Genomic DNA, 15,258 nt, shown 5'->3' with positions numbered 1-15,258 from the left:
TGCTCATCAACAAAAAATGAGCGACAAACATTTTTCTACATTAAAAATAGTGCACAAAAAAAGAGCTACAAAATGCAGCTCTTTTAAGTAATATTATATGATAAAATGTTATGCTTTAAAAACAATTTTACGCATACGTAAGCTTTGTGGAGTAACTTCTAAATACTCATCTCCTTTAATGTATTCCATGTTTTCTTCTAAAGAGAAATCAATTTTCGGAGCAATTTTCATAGCATCATCTGTACCAGATTTACGCATGTTTGTTAATTGCTTACCTTTAATTAAATTCACAGCCATATCGTCAGATTTACTGTTTTCTCCAATTACCTGTCCAATATAAATTTCTTGGTTGATATCAATAAAGAAAACTCCTCTATCTTGTAAACGGTTTAATGCATACGCTGTTGCTTTACCTGCAGCAGAAGAAACAATTGCTCCTTTTACTTCTTCCGTAAAATCTCCTTTATAAGGACCGTATTCACTAAATCTGTGGTTAATAATTGCTGTACCACCAGTTGCAGTTAATATTTTATTTCTTAAACCAATTAATCCTCTAGAAGGAATAGAAAATTCTAAATGTTGTAAATCTCCTTTTGGTTCCATCACTAACATATCTCCTTTTCTAAGAGATACTAAGTTAATTGCTTTAGAAGCCATATCTTCTGGTACATCAATAGACAATGTTTCCATTGGCTCATGTTTTTTACCATCAATTTCTTTAATAATTACTTGTGGTCTTCCCACTTGTAATTCATATCCTTCTCTACGCATTGTTTCAATCAATACTGATAAGTGTAAAACTCCACGTCCGAAAACATTAAATTTATCTTCACTATCCGTAGTTTCAACTTTTAATGCAAGGTTTTTTTCTAATTCTTTAAATAAACGATCTCTTAAGTGACGAGATGTTACAAATTTACCTTCTTTACCAAAGAAAGGAGAGTTGTTAATTGTAAACAACATACTCATAGTAGGTTGATCAATTTCTGTTCTTGGTAATGCTTCTGGGTTTTCTAAATCTGCAATTGTATCACCAATTTCAAATCCATCAAGACCTGTAATAGCACAAATATCTCCACAAGGTACTTTTTCTACTTGTAGTTTACCCATACCTTCGAACACATGTAATTCTTTAATTCTTACTTTTTTAGTAGAACCATCTGCTTTACATAACATGTAATCTTTACCAACTTCTAAATCACCTCTAAAAACACGTCCGATAGCAATTCTACCTGTAAAAGCAGAATAATCTAAAGAAGTAATTTGCATTTGTGCTGTTCCTTCGTTGTATTTAGTTGCAGGAATAGATTCTAAAACGGCATCTAATAATGGAATAATATTATCCGTTTCATTTCTCCAGTCAGTACTCATCCAATTGTTCTTTGCAGAACCATAAATAGTAGCAAAATCTAATTGCTCTTCTGTAGCTTCTAAAGCGAACATTAAATCAAAAACTTTTTCATGAACGATATCAGGAGTACAGTTTTCTTTGTCTACTTTATTTACAACTACAATAGGAGTTAATCCTAATTCTAAGGCTTTCCCTAATACAAAACGAGTTTGTGGCATTGGTCCTTCAAATGCATCCACTAATAATAAAACACCATCAGCCATTTTTAATACACGCTCTACTTCTCCACCAAAATCGGCGTGACCAGGAGTATCAATAACGTTAATTTTTGTGTCTTTATAGTGCACAGAAACGTTTTTAGAAAGAATTGTAATTCCTCTTTCACGTTCTAAATCGTTATTATCTAACAATAAATCTGTACGTTCTTTACGATCGTCTAAGATTTTAGCTTGATCTATAATTTTATCTACTAACGTTGTCTTTCCGTGATCGACATGGGCTATAATAGCGATATTTCTAATTGGTTGCATTTATGTATTCTTAAATTTCGTGCAAAAGTAGTGTTTTTAGTTTAAAGAATTCATTCTATCTAAAAAACTTTAACTATCTACTAATTAATAACAACTACCTATTAAATTTAACAACACCAAAGTAGGTTTGTTTTATCTTAAAAAGGCAATTGCTTTTTTATAATGAACAGAAATGAACAGATTACTTGGTTGTGCCTCTTTGTAATGACAGGTTTTTTTTTGAAAAATTACAACCTTAAAATAAGAGCTTAAATATCAGTCTTTTAAGATGTCTTTTTTTTATCATTAGGTAAATCGTCTTGAAAAGCAGATGGTAAAATATCTGGAATTAATTTGATTAAAAGCGGTAATAATAATGCGCCACCAGGAAGTAAAAACACTGCCAAAGCGGGTATTGCTTTACAAATATCTAACAATTGAATTTTAATTTTCTCTTTTTCCTCGTCAGACAAATTAGCATGTGTAGATTTCTTTATTAAAGAAACAGCCTCTTTACTTTGCCTTAATTCTTGCTCAAGTCTAAGTTTATTTCTATGAATTAATAATTTTATTTCTTCTAAACTTGTCATTATAATTTTCTTCTCTTACGTTCTGTTTTTAACAGATTTAACTCTCTACTTGTTTGTCCGGCAACCGATGTATTTTCTTCTGCTCTTCTTATTAAATAAGGCATTACATCTCTTACAGGGCCAAAAGGAAGGTATTTTGCTACATTATAACCTTGGTTTGCCAAATTGTAACTAATATGATCGCTCATACCAAATAATTGTCCAAACCAAAGCCGATTGTCATTTTCTTTAATTCCATGTTTTTTTGCTAAATCCATTAACAAATAAGAGCTATCTTCATTATGTGTACCTGCAAACAATGCCATTTTAGAATGTTCCATCATGTATTTAATTGCGGTATCATAATTAATATCTGTAGCTTGTTTGTCTTCACAAATAGGAGATGGATATCCTTTTTCTTCGGCTCTTTCACGTTCTTTTTCCATATAAGCACCTCTAACAACTTTCATCCCAATATAAAAACCTTTGTCTTTTGCTTTTTCATGCAATGCTTTCAGATAGTCCATTCTGTCATGCTTATACATTTGAAGTGTGTTAAAAACAATGGCTTTTTCTTTGTTATAGGTTTCCATTAATTCTTCAATTAAGACATCTGCAGCTTTCTGCATCCAGCTTTCTTCCGCATCTATTAATAAGGGAACATCTTTTTTAACGGCCACTTTACACACTTTATGAAAACGAGCTACTACTCTATTCCACTCTTCTTGTTCTTCTGTTGTTAACGTTTTACTTTCGGATAATTTTTGATACAATTCAAATCGTCCAAAACCAGATGGTTTAAAAACAGCATAGGGAATGGATTTTTTTTCTTCACAAAAATTAATAATTTTTAATATTTTTTCTAAAGCGCCATCAAAACTCACTTCTTTATCTTGCCCTTCTACAGAATAATCTAGCACACTATGTACATTACCATTGTTGTACATATTGTCTATAATAGGCAAACAATCTTCTTCTGTTACGCCTCCACAAAAATGATCAAAAACGGTAGATCTAATTAACCCTTCAACAGGTAAATGTACTTTTAAAGCAAAATTTGTTACCGCAGAACCAATTTTTACCATTGGTTCATTTTGAATCATTTTAAATAAAAAATATGCACGTTCTAATTGAGAATCTGTTTTTAAAGCAAAAGCTATTTCTGTGTTATCAAAAATTTTCATTCAACATTAATTTGGGAAAAACAAATATAACTATAGAATGGTAATAATTGAATAATTTATTTTTAATTTGCACACTTCATAAAATGCAGATAAAATCTCTTAAATCAGTTCAGTTTCTTGGAATGATAATATTCCAAACATACGAGCATAAAAATTTAAGTAGAATTTCGATTTCGTAATGTTTTTTTTCTAGTTGTATAAAAATGAAATTAGTTTAAGGTAAAAACACATTCTTAAATTCAAAAGGAATAATTGTAATCGCTTTTTTGCTTTCTAAAATAACTTCAATAGTCCAATTTTCTTTAGGTGCCTGTTTTAGAGTTACATTATAATTAAAATTACTAGCGTAATAACCATTACTTTGCTTTCTGTGTTTTTCATCGTAAATATTAATTTCTATGATTTCTTTTTTAGGGTCATTCTTATAGAAATTAATTGTAGGAGTATCACCAGACTTATTAGAAAAAAAACTTGAAATATTCTGAATCATTTTAATTTCTGCATCTGTAATTTTGTTCGTTTTCTTCAAAGAATCAATGTGAGATGCTAAATGTTCTTTAGATTTTATTTTTAATTTTTCAACCTTTTGAATATCAATCAATTTAAGAATAGCAGAAGTGGAAGCATTTTTTAAAATATTTTTATTCAGTTGGCTTCTAGAATTTTTACAAGTAATAATAGCTCCATTTTCTTCAGTAGGTCTAAAATATTTAAGTCCTCCAGACACCGTTTTAATGGAAGTAGCTCCTCTAGAGGGTTGCGTTAATTGAATGAGAAATGATTTTTTATTTGTACTAAAATAAGAAGTTTTAATTTGAGTAAGCTTTTTCCCTTTGTTATCTACTGCTTCGTAAATAGTGTCTACTTCAATTTTATCTTTCTCTGTCAGTTGAACATCAAATAAGTTATACGTTAGTTTTACATATCCATCAAAATTGTCAAAGGATCTTTGTATTCGTACATCATCAAGAAAATAACGGCTATTGTTTTGTGCAAAACCAATACAAGTATAAAAACAGAGCGTAAATAAATATAACTTTTTCATAAATTATGGTAATAGAATATTGTTAAAATAAAATGGCAGTTTTTGAATATTATTAGGATTACTTAAAATGATTTCTAAACCATTGTTTTCTTTCGAGTTATTACCAATATAAATACTAATAATGTTTTTGTTTTTATACATGTTTCCACCACTTATTTTCTTACCAGAATTGTCTTTTATAATAATGTTACTTATTTCGTTATTCGGATCAAAGAAAAAGAAATTTAAATATCTAGGATCTTTTAGTGTTGAAGAATTGTTAAAAATATTAGAAAACAGATTTTTGAAACTATTCGATATTTCTCCAACAAAAGTATCAAGACTATTTTCTTGTTTAATTTTTTGGATTTTGTTATTAAAATTAACAGGATCTGCTTTTTTTAAGGAATCAAGCTTTCTGCCATCTATCAAAATTAATTTTGCTTTTGAATTCGGAATTAAATTTTTATTAAAATGATTCACATACTTATCTATCTTAATAATACCACCGTTTTTAATAGTAGGTTTATTAATACTTACTATTCCTTTTAGTTTACTGATATGAGTTGCTTTAATACTAGAAGTTAATAGCTTTAATTTATTACTGGTATTGTATTTTTTATCGTATTTACTAATTGGCTTATAAAGGTTCTTTTTAGTGTTATCAATGGCTATTAAAATAGTATCAATTTTAAAACTTAAATTCTCATCACTTTCATTTTTGACGTTCAACGTTAATTCAATCTGTCCAAACGGATCAATATTCCTTTGTTCTCTTATCTTGTTAATTACTACTTCTTGAGAGCATAGAGAAGCAGTGGAACATATCAAAATAAAAATAAATACTTTTTTCATAATCTATAAGTATAACAATTTTGGGTAACTAAAAAATGATGAGGATTAAGGTAAAATAATATCTTCCAATTCGAATTTATATTTTTTTGTATTCCCTTTTGTTGCAATTTTGATGACCAGTGTAGAAGTATTGAAACTTTCTTTACTTTTTTTCATATAATTAAATTTATACCTTGAAGAAGACATGTATGCATAGCCAGATTTTTCCCCATTATTATCCATCATTTGAATAGAGATAATTTCTTTATCAGGATCATTAATATAAAAACCATACCCAGAAAGGTTTAAAGTTTGTTGTAAAGTATTGCTAGAAGAAGCTAGATTTTTTATAAATTTTGAGACACTTGTACTACTTGCATCTGCAATTATTTTAGCATCTATAAACGGAGCAAGTGTTTCTTGATCTAAAGCTTCAATCTTTTTTAGAATTTCTTTTGAAAGTAGAATAACTTGGGCATTTTTAGTTTTTTTAGCTACTAAATTTTTTCCTATACTATTGTTGGATAAAAAATTTTCCAAATTAATTGTAGATTTTTCTCCAGAAGATACTTGAAAAAATTTTCCTTTTATTTTTTTTATAGATTTTGCATCTCTAGTGGTTCCAGATAAATAAATAGACAGATTATAACTACTAAACTTTTTAGCATAACTAATTCTTACGGGTTTATTTAGTTTTCTACCTAAATCATCTTCTGCAAATGTAATCTCATCTATTTTAACGGGTTGGTTTTCATTTATTTCCATTTCATCTATATAGCAGTTAATTCTAATGTAATTGCCAGAAACACTAGAACCCCTATCCCTATACTCATTCACAGAACGAACAATTAAACCTACTTTTTTCTGAGCAAATGAATTTATGCTTGCTAAAATGATAACTAATAATGTGATTTTTTTCATGCAATTTAAGTTAATATTAATAAAATAATGTATAATTATTGAGAGAAGGAATGTCGTTTTCTACAACTCTTTAAAATAGATTTTAGTACTTAATATTATGACTATTTGTATTGTTTTAATTCAAAAATTAATAACAATAACAATAGCTATTTAAAAAAGCGAGTATTCAACCTAACAAATATAGCGTTTGAATAGTAATAATTGCATAATTTCTATTTAATTTGCACTCTTAATATTATTACAAAATGAAAACCATTCAAGCAGTTTCTTATCCTGTACTTTTTCAAGAAAAAAGTTATGCATTACTTTCTAATTTAATTGATGAAAAAAATTATTCAACCATTTTTATTTTGGTTGATGAAAACACTTTTGAACATTGTTATCCGAAATTTATTCCAAATTTATCTACTGATAAAAAAATTGAGGTTATTGAAATTGAATCTGGTGAAATCAATAAAAACATAGAAACTTGTATTGGTGTTTGGAATGCAATTACAGAATTGGGTGGTGATAGAAAAAGTTTACTAATTACTTTAGGTGGTGGTGTTATTACAGATTTAGGTGGTTTTGTTGCTTCTTGTTTTAAACGTGGAATCGATTTTGTAAACATTCCAACAACTTTATTATCTATGGTTGATGCTTCTGTTGGTGGAAAAACGGGCGTTGATTTAGGAGTATTAAAAAACCAAATTGGATTGTTTGCAAATCCGCAAATGGTTATTGTAGATAATGAATATTTAACAACAGTTGAACCTAGAGAAATAAAATCTGGAACCGCAGAAATCATTAAATATGGCATTACTTATGACCTTAAACTATTTAACGAGATAAAAGACAATAAGAATCTTAAAATCAGTGATTTAATATTTAGATCTGTTGAAATAAAAAACGAAGTTGTTTTACAAGATCCAAAGGAAAAAAATTTACGAAAAATTTTAAATTTCGGACATACTTTAGGACACGCAATTGAGTCTTTTTACCTAGAATCTGAAGACAAAGAAAACTTAACCCATGGTGAAGCGATTGCTATTGGAATGGTTTGTGAATGTTTTATGTCCGCTAAGTTATTAGATTTTCCATCAGAAAAAGTAAGCGAAGTAAAAGATGTTGTTTTATCAATTTACAACAAAACAAATCTTTTAAAGGAAGATTTTTCTGCAATTATGGAATTGCTAAAACATGATAAAAAGAATGTAAACGGACAAGTAAACTTTGTACTTTTAAACGATTATGAAGATTATAAATTAGACTGTAAAGTTTCTGAAGAATTGATTATTGAAAGTATGGAGTTTTATAATAAATAAACTTTAATACAAGTAAAAATCACAAAAAAGACCTTTCAAATATTTTAATTTGAAAGATCTTTTTTTTACTATATTTAATGAAAAATTATAATTGAAAATGAAAAAAAAATATCTACAATTTTTTGCCTTAATTGCCTTCTGTTTTTTTATCTCACCTATTAACTCTCAGTGGAAATACCCAAATGCTGATAAAATTGTTGAAGATGTTGTAATAACTTATAAAGTTGAGTATGATGAACCTTTAACTGAAGAACAAAAGAAAAGTATTAGATTTCAAAAAGGAATTATTGTTTATTTTAATAATGATATGCTTGTTGAAAAAACGTTTACTGGTAAAACTGGTTATACAAAAATGCTTATAATTGACTACAACAAAGGAGTATATTATTCTGGAAATTCCTATAAAACATACAAAAACTTAATAGTAAAAGATCTTATAACTGGAAATAAAGATACGAAACTAGAAAGCGGTATAAAAGAAAATTTATTAGACATTTCTTGTGATGTATACACGAAATCTACTTCTACTAAGAAAATATTAACTACTAAAAAATTCGGAATTAGATACTCTAAAAATTATAAATGTGAAGGATTATTACTAAAATATATGGGTAGAGATATCTCTTTAGGTTCTTACACAGTTACAGCCACAAGAATTGAATCTTTAAAATTACCTAAAAAACTTTTCAGTTTAAATACCTATGTTATTAAAACTAGTGAAGAACAAAAACGCTATAATGCTGAAAAGAAAAAGGAGTACGATGAAAGAAAAGCGCAAAGAAAACAATTAGAGTCTGAAAAAATAGATACAAAAGCTCCTAATTTTTATGTGAGAAGCATCAAAAATAAAAAATTTAAAAGCAAAGATTTAAAAGATAAGATTATTGTTCTTAATTTTTGGTATACAGGTTGTCCTCCTTGTAAAAAAGAAATCCCCCAATTAAATAAATTAAAAGACGAGTTTAAAGATAAGGATGTAGAGTTCATCGCTTTTGCTTTAGATCAAGAATATAAAATTGCTGAATTTTTAAAGAGCAATCCTTTTAATTATGATATTGTTGAAGACGCATCTTGGGAAGCAGATGAATTTGAAATTAAAGCTTATCCTACCAATATAATTATTGATAAAGATGGAAAAATATCTTATTTCAAATCGAGTTATAGGTCTGACATTTACGAATCTATGAGTTATAAAATTCATAAACTTTTAACACCATAAAAAGATAAAAAAAATCCTTTTCATTTTTGAAAAGGATTTTTTTTGTTTAAAACTCTTTCTTACCAAATTCACTATCAATAAACTTCGATTTATTTTTAGCAGCATTAAAAGTATACGATAGATTTAAAGAAACCATATCTACTTCATACCTGTAGTTTGTGGTAGTATAAAAATTAGCTCCTGAGGTTGTTATACGTTGTTCATTAGTGTTTAACAAGCCCATATCCATATTTTGCCATTGCAAAGTAGCTGTTAACTTATCATCCATAAACTTTTTTCTAAAGGTTAAGTTTGGCGAATAAAAACGAGAATCTTCACCCATTGCTGTATTTCTATCAGATAGATAATTAAAAGTAAATTGTAACGATGCGTTTTCCCAGAAACTATAGGTAGAATTTACATTGAAAGAATAAATGGTTGATTTAGAATCGATATTGTAATTTCTTTCCACACCATCTCTATGTTTAAAATTTAAAACGCCATCTATTGCATAATTATACACATTAGCACCTATTGAGTTTGTCCAATTATGAGTAGGTTTTATAGTTGCACCAACTTCTAAACCTATAGCATTACTTTTACCTACATTAGAATATACTCTATTAATTACACTATCTATGATTGCACCACTTTGTTCATAAGCCAATGTATTCACACGATTAATAACGTTCTCTACATGTCTAAAATAAGCTGTTGCATATACAGAATTTCCACCTGTACCTTTTTTAGTTATTCCTAATTCTACCAAATCTATAAATTCTGGCAATAAGGTATTGTCTCCTTGTTCAAAAACTTCTGAATGCTCACGTTCTGCAAAACTGTTCATTTTAAAAGTTGTTGTTCTTTCAACTCTTTTACTATAAGCCGTTTTTATATTTGTTTTATCATTAATCTTATATTGTAAAGATGCAGAAGGAAACAACTTTACAAAATCGTATGTATATACATTTTCTGTAGTTTCGCTCTGTAAAGCTTCTTTGTACTCTCTGTCCATAGATTCTAAACGAACACCCGCAGCATAATCCCATTTACTTTTAGACCCAGTTAGTTGTGCATAACCAGAATGAATAACTCTTTTTAAGCTAACATCACTAGAAAACTCAGGAACTTGAACGCCATCTCTTTCATATACAAACTTACCTGTATGGTCTAAATCTCTAAATTGATACCCAGTTTCTAAAGTACCAAAAGAAAAAGGTTTCCATTGATAATCTAAATTAAAACGTGTTCCGTGCAAAGGATTATCATTGGTATTGTATTCTTTTTGATACACAATAGTATTATCAGGATGTCCTAAATTATCATTTTCAGTTGGTCCTCCTAAAAAAGTATATTCGTATAAAAATGAAGTAGAAATTTTAGAATCATTATCAAATTTATGAGAATAATCAAAACTACCTAAAGCAAAATCTCCTTTTCTAATTCTTAAATTGTGATTGTAATATGCAAAAGTATAATCACGAGTATTACCTCCAATTGGCGAAATAGCATGATTATCAAAATACACAATATCTGCTAAACGTTCTTTGGTACGTTTTCCTGCAAAAAATCCTAATGAAAAAGCATCAGACTTATTTGGAGTATAATCTACCGTAAATCTACCGTTATACGTAACTTCATCAAAACTACGCTCGCCATCAGAAGGTAAAAAAGTAGTTTTATTTTCCGGAGTATTTACAATAAACATATCTCCTTCTCTTCTACCCGTTTTATCATTTCTTTGATAACTAGCACCAACAGAAATATTCCAATTGTCTGTTCTTTTATTTACTGTTGCATCAATTCCATATCTTTTGGCCGCTACTTTTGTATCATATTCTTCTATTGACGGAAAACCACCACGAACATTTACTTGCGCAAAGGTTCCGTTAATAGCACCTTTTTTAGTAATTATATTTAAGATTCCTCCTTTTCCTTCAGGATCATACTTTGCAGACGGTGCAGTTATTAACTCTATACTTTCTAATGCATTTGCAGGTAATTGTGCTAAAATAGCGCTAGCATCACCTTGTGTTGGTTTTCCGTTTATTAAAACCGTAAACCCTTTACTACCTCGTACACTAATATCTCCTAGACCATCTACCGTTACAGAAGGTAAATTTTTAACAACATCTACTGCATTACCACCAACTGTACTTTGGTATTTTTTTGTATCAAAAACCTGTCTATCAATTTTATGTAAAACGGTACTTCTTTCCGATTTAACCACAACTTCATCTAACTGGTTACCAGAACCTAACACTAATTTTATAGCTCCTAAATCTTTCTTTTCTCCTTTTTTGTTGATTACAATTGCGTTTGATGTATTTATTTGATACCCAATAAAAGAAGCTTCTACATAATAAGTACCTGGCTTTACATCTTTAAAAGAAAACTCTCCATCTAAATTTGTTACAACACCAGCAACTAGTGCTTTATTTGTTGATTGATAAAGAGCAACTGTTGCATATTCTAGTGGATAATTTTCATCCGATTCAATAACTTTTCCGCTAATTTGAGCTGCTGCTAACTGACTTAAAGTAAGCGTTAGTAATAAAAATAATGATTTTTTAAAATTCATTGAAATACGTTTTACTATGTTTAAAATTTAGTTAATTATTATATTAACTGGTTAGACTAAATAAATTTAAAAGGTTTAATTTTTTTATCGACATTAAAAAAAAACGTCTAAACAGCATCCTTAATAATTTACCGCAAAAATATGTAAGTTTTGTGCTTTTAAAATGGTCTATTTGAAAAATTTACAGTCTAGCTAGGCTTATTTTGTAGGTTAAAGTTCTTGGGAGTTTCACCTGTATAGCCTTTAAAATATTTTGTAAAATGCGATGCATCTTTAAAATCTAAACCGTAAGCAACATCACTAATTGTCTCATTCGTATACAATAAACGCCTTTTTACTTCTTTAATAATATGATCTCCAATAATGTCTGAAGCAGATTTATTGTACTCCTTTCTACAAATGGCATTTAAATTTTGAGGTGTAGTATTTAAACTTTCTGCATAAAAGTTTACATTATTTTTTAAGGTATGAGACAAAACATTCGTAAACAATACTACCAAATCTGTACTTTCTATTTTTTTTACAGAAGCATCCTCTAATAATTTAGAGAACACCCCTTTTAACCCACCTTCTATAACTTCTTTATTTACGTTACTTTGTTTTTTTTCCGAAGTTAAAGCTTTAAAAAGCGCCTTTAGCGTTACCTCTTTTTTTGTTAGCGTTATTTTTGATGTATGTTGTAATTTGAACAACTGATAATTTAAATATTTATCTAAGGTTTTTTCTAAAAAATCTTCCTTTATAATAATTACGTAGCCTTTTGGTTTGGTAGTAATTTCCCAATGATGCACTTCATCTTTTTTAATTACAAAAACTGTTGATGGTTTTATTTTATAACTCTTTAAATCTACATGATGATACCCACTTCCTTTTATAAAGTATACAATTTCTAAATATTTATTATGCTTATGAGGTTTGGTATAACGCTTATTTACATCAAACTTTTCAACTTTAATATCTTTATATTCTTCAATTTTATTATAAATATCAATTGTATTATTCATGAAAACTAATTTATGTAAAACTAAAAAAAAAGATAGAAAAAAACGCTATGTAGCTTTTTTCTATCTTTTTTATACACTATTTTTAGTTAAAATAAACCCTATCCTAACCAAGCATTCATCATCCAAATTGTTTTTTCTTGTTCTGCTATAAAATCACTCATCATTGAGTTGGTTCCTTCATCATTTGCAGCATCAGAAATTTCTAAAATATCTCTTTCAATTTTTAATAATTCTGCCAAAGAAGTAACCACTAATTGAACACCTTCTACATCATTTGAAATGTTTTTACCAACAGGAACTGTTGCTTTACTTATATAATCGGTAAAAGTATGTAATGGCTTGCCTTGTAAGGTTAAAATACGTTCTGCAATGTCATCAATTTTAACTTGAGAATCTGTATAAAACTCTTCAAACTTTACATGTAATTCAAAGAAATTTTTACCTTTGATATTCCAATGCAATCCGCGTAAATTTTGATAATATATTTGAAAATTTGATAATAATCCATTTAAATTATCTACTAAATTTTCTGTCTCAGTTTGGTCTAATCCTAATATTGTTTTGTTCATTTTTTATCTTTTTTATGATACTTCAAATTTATTTGAAATTAAGCAGTTAAAACTATAATTATTATTGATAGTTTTAATATCTTTATCAAAAATTATTATACCAATGACAATTACCCAATTAAAATATGTTTTATCTGTTGCTGAATATCAAAATTTTACCGTAGCGGCAGAGCACAGTTTTGTAACCCAACCTACCTTAAGTATGCAAATTCAAAAACTAGAGGATGAATTGGATATAAAAATATTTAATCGATCTAAAAAACCCATAGAACTAACAGATATTGGAAAAAAAATAGTAGAACAAGCAAAAGTTATTGTAGACGAAAGTAATAGAATTATAGACATTGTTCATCAACAAAAAGGATATATTGGTGGCGAGTTTAAACTAGGAATTATACCTACTATTATGCCTACTTTATTGCCTATGTTTTTAAATAATTTTACTAAAAAACATCCAAAAGTAAAATTAATAATCGAAGAATTAACCACGGAAGACATAATAAGAAAATTAACAGATGGCCATATAGATGCTGCTATTGCTGCAACTCCTTTAGAAAATGAAGCTATCAAAGAAAAACCATTGTATTATGAACCTTTTGTAGGATTGGTTCCGCAAAATCATAGACTATTTAACAATAAATTAATTACTTCTAACGAATTAGAAATGGATGACATTTTATTATTAGAAGACGGACATTGTTTTAAAGATAGTGTAATAAATCTTTGTAGAACACATAAAATTGATAACAAAAAAGGGTTTCAATTAGAAAGTGGAAGTTTTGATACCTTAATTAAACTCTCTAAAGAAGGTTTAGGAATGACACTTTTACCGTATTTACATACCTTAGATTTAAGTGAAAAAGATAAAACATATTTACGTGAATTTACAAATCCGCCACCAGCAAGAGAAGTGAGTTTAATTTACCATAAATCGCAATTAAAAATGCAATTAATTGAAGCGTTAAAAACTACAATAGATGGTGTAGTTAGAGGTGCAATTTCTTTTTCTGATGTAAAAATAATCAGTCCTTTGCACAAGAAATAACCAATAAAATAAAATTCTGATACTTTTTTAAAGTAGAACATTAACCGAGATTATTTTAAAAAAAAATAGCCATAAATTCTTAAATTTATGGCTATTTTCTATGTAGTATTTACCCAATTAATTGACTAAAATACTCAAATATTTCTCCTTTAGAAACGCCACTTCCTTTTTCTACTAAATCAAACAACTCTGCATTTCTTTCAGAAGCATACGGTTTGGTTCCTTTAAAAATATCCACAGAATTGTCCATTGGGTTTTTCATTAACCACTCAAAACCTTCTTGCTCTAAAAGATTAATATCCCAATTTACTTTAATGGCAATTCTATGTATTTCATCTGCTTCACACTTAAATAAATTTACTGTTTTTTCTGAAAAATGCTCTAGATAATTTGTTTTGGTTAAAACATCGTCCCAAACCACATCAGAGAAAACATTTAATTCATCTTCTGCAACTGCAGGTTTTTCTTTTTTCAATTGATTCCATTCGTTTACATCTATATGCTGACTTGCTAAAAAACGAGCAAACTCTTCATGCAAACTTTCAAATTGCTCTTTGGTTAATTGTCTATATTTCATTGATAAATTAAAAAAAAAGTGTGTTTTAAAAATATAAGTTTCTGTTGTGCCAAACCTTGGCGCAAAAATAAAAAAGCTCGTTATTTCTAACGAGCTTTTTTGTAATTTATTTAAAGAAAGTTTCTATTCAGAAACAACTTCAAAAGTAATCTCAGCAACTACTGATCTATGTAAACGAACAGTTGCGTCATATTTACCTAATCTTTTCACAGAACCACCAACAACTTTTATAAATTTCTTGTCAATTTCTGTTCCTGCTTTTGCTATTGCTGCAGCTAAATCTATATTGTTTACAGAACCAAATAATTTGTCTCCTGAACCAGTTTTAGATGCAATCTTAATTTCATATCCTTTAATTGCTTCAGCTAGTGTATTAGCATCTTCAATTAATTTAGCTTCTTTATAAGCACGTTGTTTTAGGTTCTCTGCTAATACTTTCTTTGCAGATGAAGTAGCTAAAACTGCTTGTCCTGTAGGTATTAAAAAGTTTCTACCATAACCGTTTTTTACAGCTACAACATCATCTTTAAATCCTAAATTTTCTACGTCTTGTCTTAATATTAATTCCATAATTCTCTACTTCTTTAA

General features: G+C 28.3%; 14 protein-coding genes. 3 read left to right on the top strand and 11 right to left on the bottom strand.

From position 1 onward, the window contains the following. Positions 1-108 precede the first annotated feature (108 nt). The 6 genes from typA to ACSHW5_RS01380 all read right to left on the bottom strand — a co-directional run bounded on the left by typA (position 109) and on the right by ACSHW5_RS01380 (position 6,392). On the bottom strand, positions 109-1,881 hold the full coding sequence (gene typA / locus ACSHW5_RS01405; protein ID WP_435674314.1) for a translational GTPase TypA: 1,773 nt from the start codon (positions 1,879-1,881) through the stop codon (positions 109-111). A gap of 263 nt (positions 1,882-2,144) precedes the next feature. Further along, the gene (locus ACSHW5_RS01400) at positions 2,145-2,450 is read right to left on the bottom strand and encodes an LETM1 domain-containing protein (RefSeq protein WP_435674313.1); all 306 of its coding nucleotides are present in this window, start codon (positions 2,448-2,450) and stop codon (positions 2,145-2,147) included. Further along, complete coding sequence (locus tag ACSHW5_RS01395) at positions 2,450-3,613, bottom strand: proline dehydrogenase family protein (RefSeq protein WP_435674312.1); 1,164 nt, start codon at positions 3,611-3,613, stop codon at positions 2,450-2,452. Before ACSHW5_RS01395 ends, ACSHW5_RS01400 begins: the two co-directional genes overlap by 1 nt. Positions 3,614-3,827: 214 nt before the next feature. Beyond that, positions 3,828-4,658 (bottom strand): hypothetical protein, encoded by an 831-nt coding sequence (locus ACSHW5_RS01390; RefSeq protein ID WP_435674311.1) that lies wholly within the window; start codon positions 4,656-4,658, stop codon positions 3,828-3,830. 3 nt (positions 4,659-4,661) lie between these two features. Continuing rightward, entirely contained in the window at positions 4,662-5,492 is an 831-nt protein-coding gene (locus ACSHW5_RS01385) for a hypothetical protein (protein WP_435674310.1), read from the bottom strand. A 45-nt stretch (positions 5,493-5,537) separates the two neighbouring features. Further along, on the bottom strand, positions 5,538-6,392 hold the full coding sequence (locus ACSHW5_RS01380) for a hypothetical protein (protein WP_435674309.1): 855 nt from the start codon (positions 6,390-6,392) through the stop codon (positions 5,538-5,540). Between the two features lie 245 nt (positions 6,393-6,637). Between ACSHW5_RS01380 and aroB the strand changes: the two genes are divergently transcribed. Next, positions 6,638-7,696, top strand: coding sequence for a 3-dehydroquinate synthase (gene aroB / locus ACSHW5_RS01375; protein ID WP_435674308.1), 1,059 nt, complete (start codon positions 6,638-6,640; stop codon positions 7,694-7,696). Between the two features lie 97 nt (positions 7,697-7,793). Further along, positions 7,794-8,915: a peroxiredoxin family protein gene (locus ACSHW5_RS01370; protein WP_435674307.1), complete on the top strand. Its 1,122-nt coding sequence runs from the start codon at positions 7,794-7,796 to the stop codon at positions 8,913-8,915. Positions 8,916-8,961: 46 nt separating this feature from the next. Here ACSHW5_RS01370 and ACSHW5_RS01365 read toward each other — a convergent pair whose 3' ends face one another. From ACSHW5_RS01365 to ACSHW5_RS01355, 3 genes are all read right to left on the bottom strand, one after another. Then, on the bottom strand, positions 8,962-11,475 hold the full coding sequence (locus ACSHW5_RS01365) for an outer membrane beta-barrel protein (protein WP_435674306.1): 2,514 nt from the start codon (positions 11,473-11,475) through the stop codon (positions 8,962-8,964). 188 nt (positions 11,476-11,663) lie between these two features. Beyond that, positions 11,664-12,479 (bottom strand): helix-turn-helix domain-containing protein, encoded by an 816-nt coding sequence (locus ACSHW5_RS01360; protein ID WP_435674305.1) that lies wholly within the window; start codon positions 12,477-12,479, stop codon positions 11,664-11,666. 98 nt (positions 12,480-12,577) lie between these two features. Beyond that, complete coding sequence (locus tag ACSHW5_RS01355) at positions 12,578-13,048, bottom strand: Dps family protein (protein WP_435674304.1); 471 nt, start codon at positions 13,046-13,048, stop codon at positions 12,578-12,580. Between the two features lie 103 nt (positions 13,049-13,151). On the opposite strand from ACSHW5_RS01355, the gene ACSHW5_RS01350 reads away from it, so the two are divergent. Continuing rightward, positions 13,152-14,093, top strand: coding sequence for a LysR substrate-binding domain-containing protein (locus ACSHW5_RS01350; protein WP_435674303.1), 942 nt, complete (start codon positions 13,152-13,154; stop codon positions 14,091-14,093). 109 nt (positions 14,094-14,202) lie between these two features. Here the strand turns inward: ACSHW5_RS01350 and ACSHW5_RS01345 are convergent, their stop codons facing one another. Next, a complete protein-coding gene (locus ACSHW5_RS01345; RefSeq protein ID WP_435674302.1) occupies positions 14,203-14,670 on the bottom strand; it encodes a DUF6495 family protein in 468 nt (155 codons plus the stop codon). Between the two features lie 123 nt (positions 14,671-14,793). Next, positions 14,794-15,240, bottom strand: coding sequence for a 50S ribosomal protein L9 (gene rplI, locus ACSHW5_RS01340; RefSeq protein ID WP_435674301.1), 447 nt, complete (start codon positions 15,238-15,240; stop codon positions 14,794-14,796). Positions 15,241-15,258: the final 18 nt, after the last annotated feature.

Source organism: Polaribacter sp. (genome assembly GCF_051251875.1).
Taxonomy (GTDB): Bacteria; Bacteroidota; Bacteroidia; order Flavobacteriales; family Flavobacteriaceae; genus Polaribacter.
This window is presented reverse-complemented; position numbering and strand designations above follow the sequence as displayed.

What these genes read in the sequence shown, in the direction of transcription:
- rplI (WP_435674301.1), bottom strand. Translation starts at nt 15,240, where the DNA reads ATGGAATTAATATTAAGACAAGACGTAGAAAATTTAGGATTTAAAGAT.
- ACSHW5_RS01390 (WP_435674311.1), bottom strand. Translation starts at nt 4,658, where the DNA reads ATGAAAAAGTTATATTTATTTACGCTCTGTTTTTATACTTGTATTGGT.
- aroB (WP_435674308.1), top strand. Translation starts at nt 6,638, where the DNA reads ATGAAAACCATTCAAGCAGTTTCTTATCCTGTACTTTTTCAAGAAAAA.
- ACSHW5_RS01400 (WP_435674313.1), bottom strand. Translation starts at nt 2,450, where the DNA reads ATGACAAGTTTAGAAGAAATAAAATTATTAATTCATAGAAATAAACTT.
- ACSHW5_RS01350 (WP_435674303.1), top strand. Translation starts at nt 13,152, where the DNA reads ATGACAATTACCCAATTAAAATATGTTTTATCTGTTGCTGAATATCAA.
- ACSHW5_RS01385 (WP_435674310.1), bottom strand. Translation starts at nt 5,492, where the DNA reads ATGAAAAAAGTATTTATTTTTATTTTGATATGTTCCACTGCTTCTCTA.
- typA (WP_435674314.1), bottom strand. Translation starts at nt 1,881, where the DNA reads ATGCAACCAATTAGAAATATCGCTATTATAGCCCATGTCGATCACGGA.
- ACSHW5_RS01365 (WP_435674306.1), bottom strand. Translation starts at nt 11,475, where the DNA reads ATGAATTTTAAAAAATCATTATTTTTATTACTAACGCTTACTTTAAGT.
- ACSHW5_RS01370 (WP_435674307.1), top strand. Translation starts at nt 7,794, where the DNA reads ATGAAAAAAAAATATCTACAATTTTTTGCCTTAATTGCCTTCTGTTTT.
- ACSHW5_RS01355 (WP_435674304.1), bottom strand. Translation starts at nt 13,048, where the DNA reads ATGAACAAAACAATATTAGGATTAGACCAAACTGAGACAGAAAATTTA.
- ACSHW5_RS01345 (WP_435674302.1), bottom strand. Translation starts at nt 14,670, where the DNA reads ATGAAATATAGACAATTAACCAAAGAGCAATTTGAAAGTTTGCATGAA.
- ACSHW5_RS01380 (WP_435674309.1), bottom strand. Translation starts at nt 6,392, where the DNA reads ATGAAAAAAATCACATTATTAGTTATCATTTTAGCAAGCATAAATTCA.
- ACSHW5_RS01395 (WP_435674312.1), bottom strand. Translation starts at nt 3,613, where the DNA reads ATGAAAATTTTTGATAACACAGAAATAGCTTTTGCTTTAAAAACAGAT.
- ACSHW5_RS01360 (WP_435674305.1), bottom strand. Translation starts at nt 12,479, where the DNA reads ATGAATAATACAATTGATATTTATAATAAAATTGAAGAATATAAAGAT.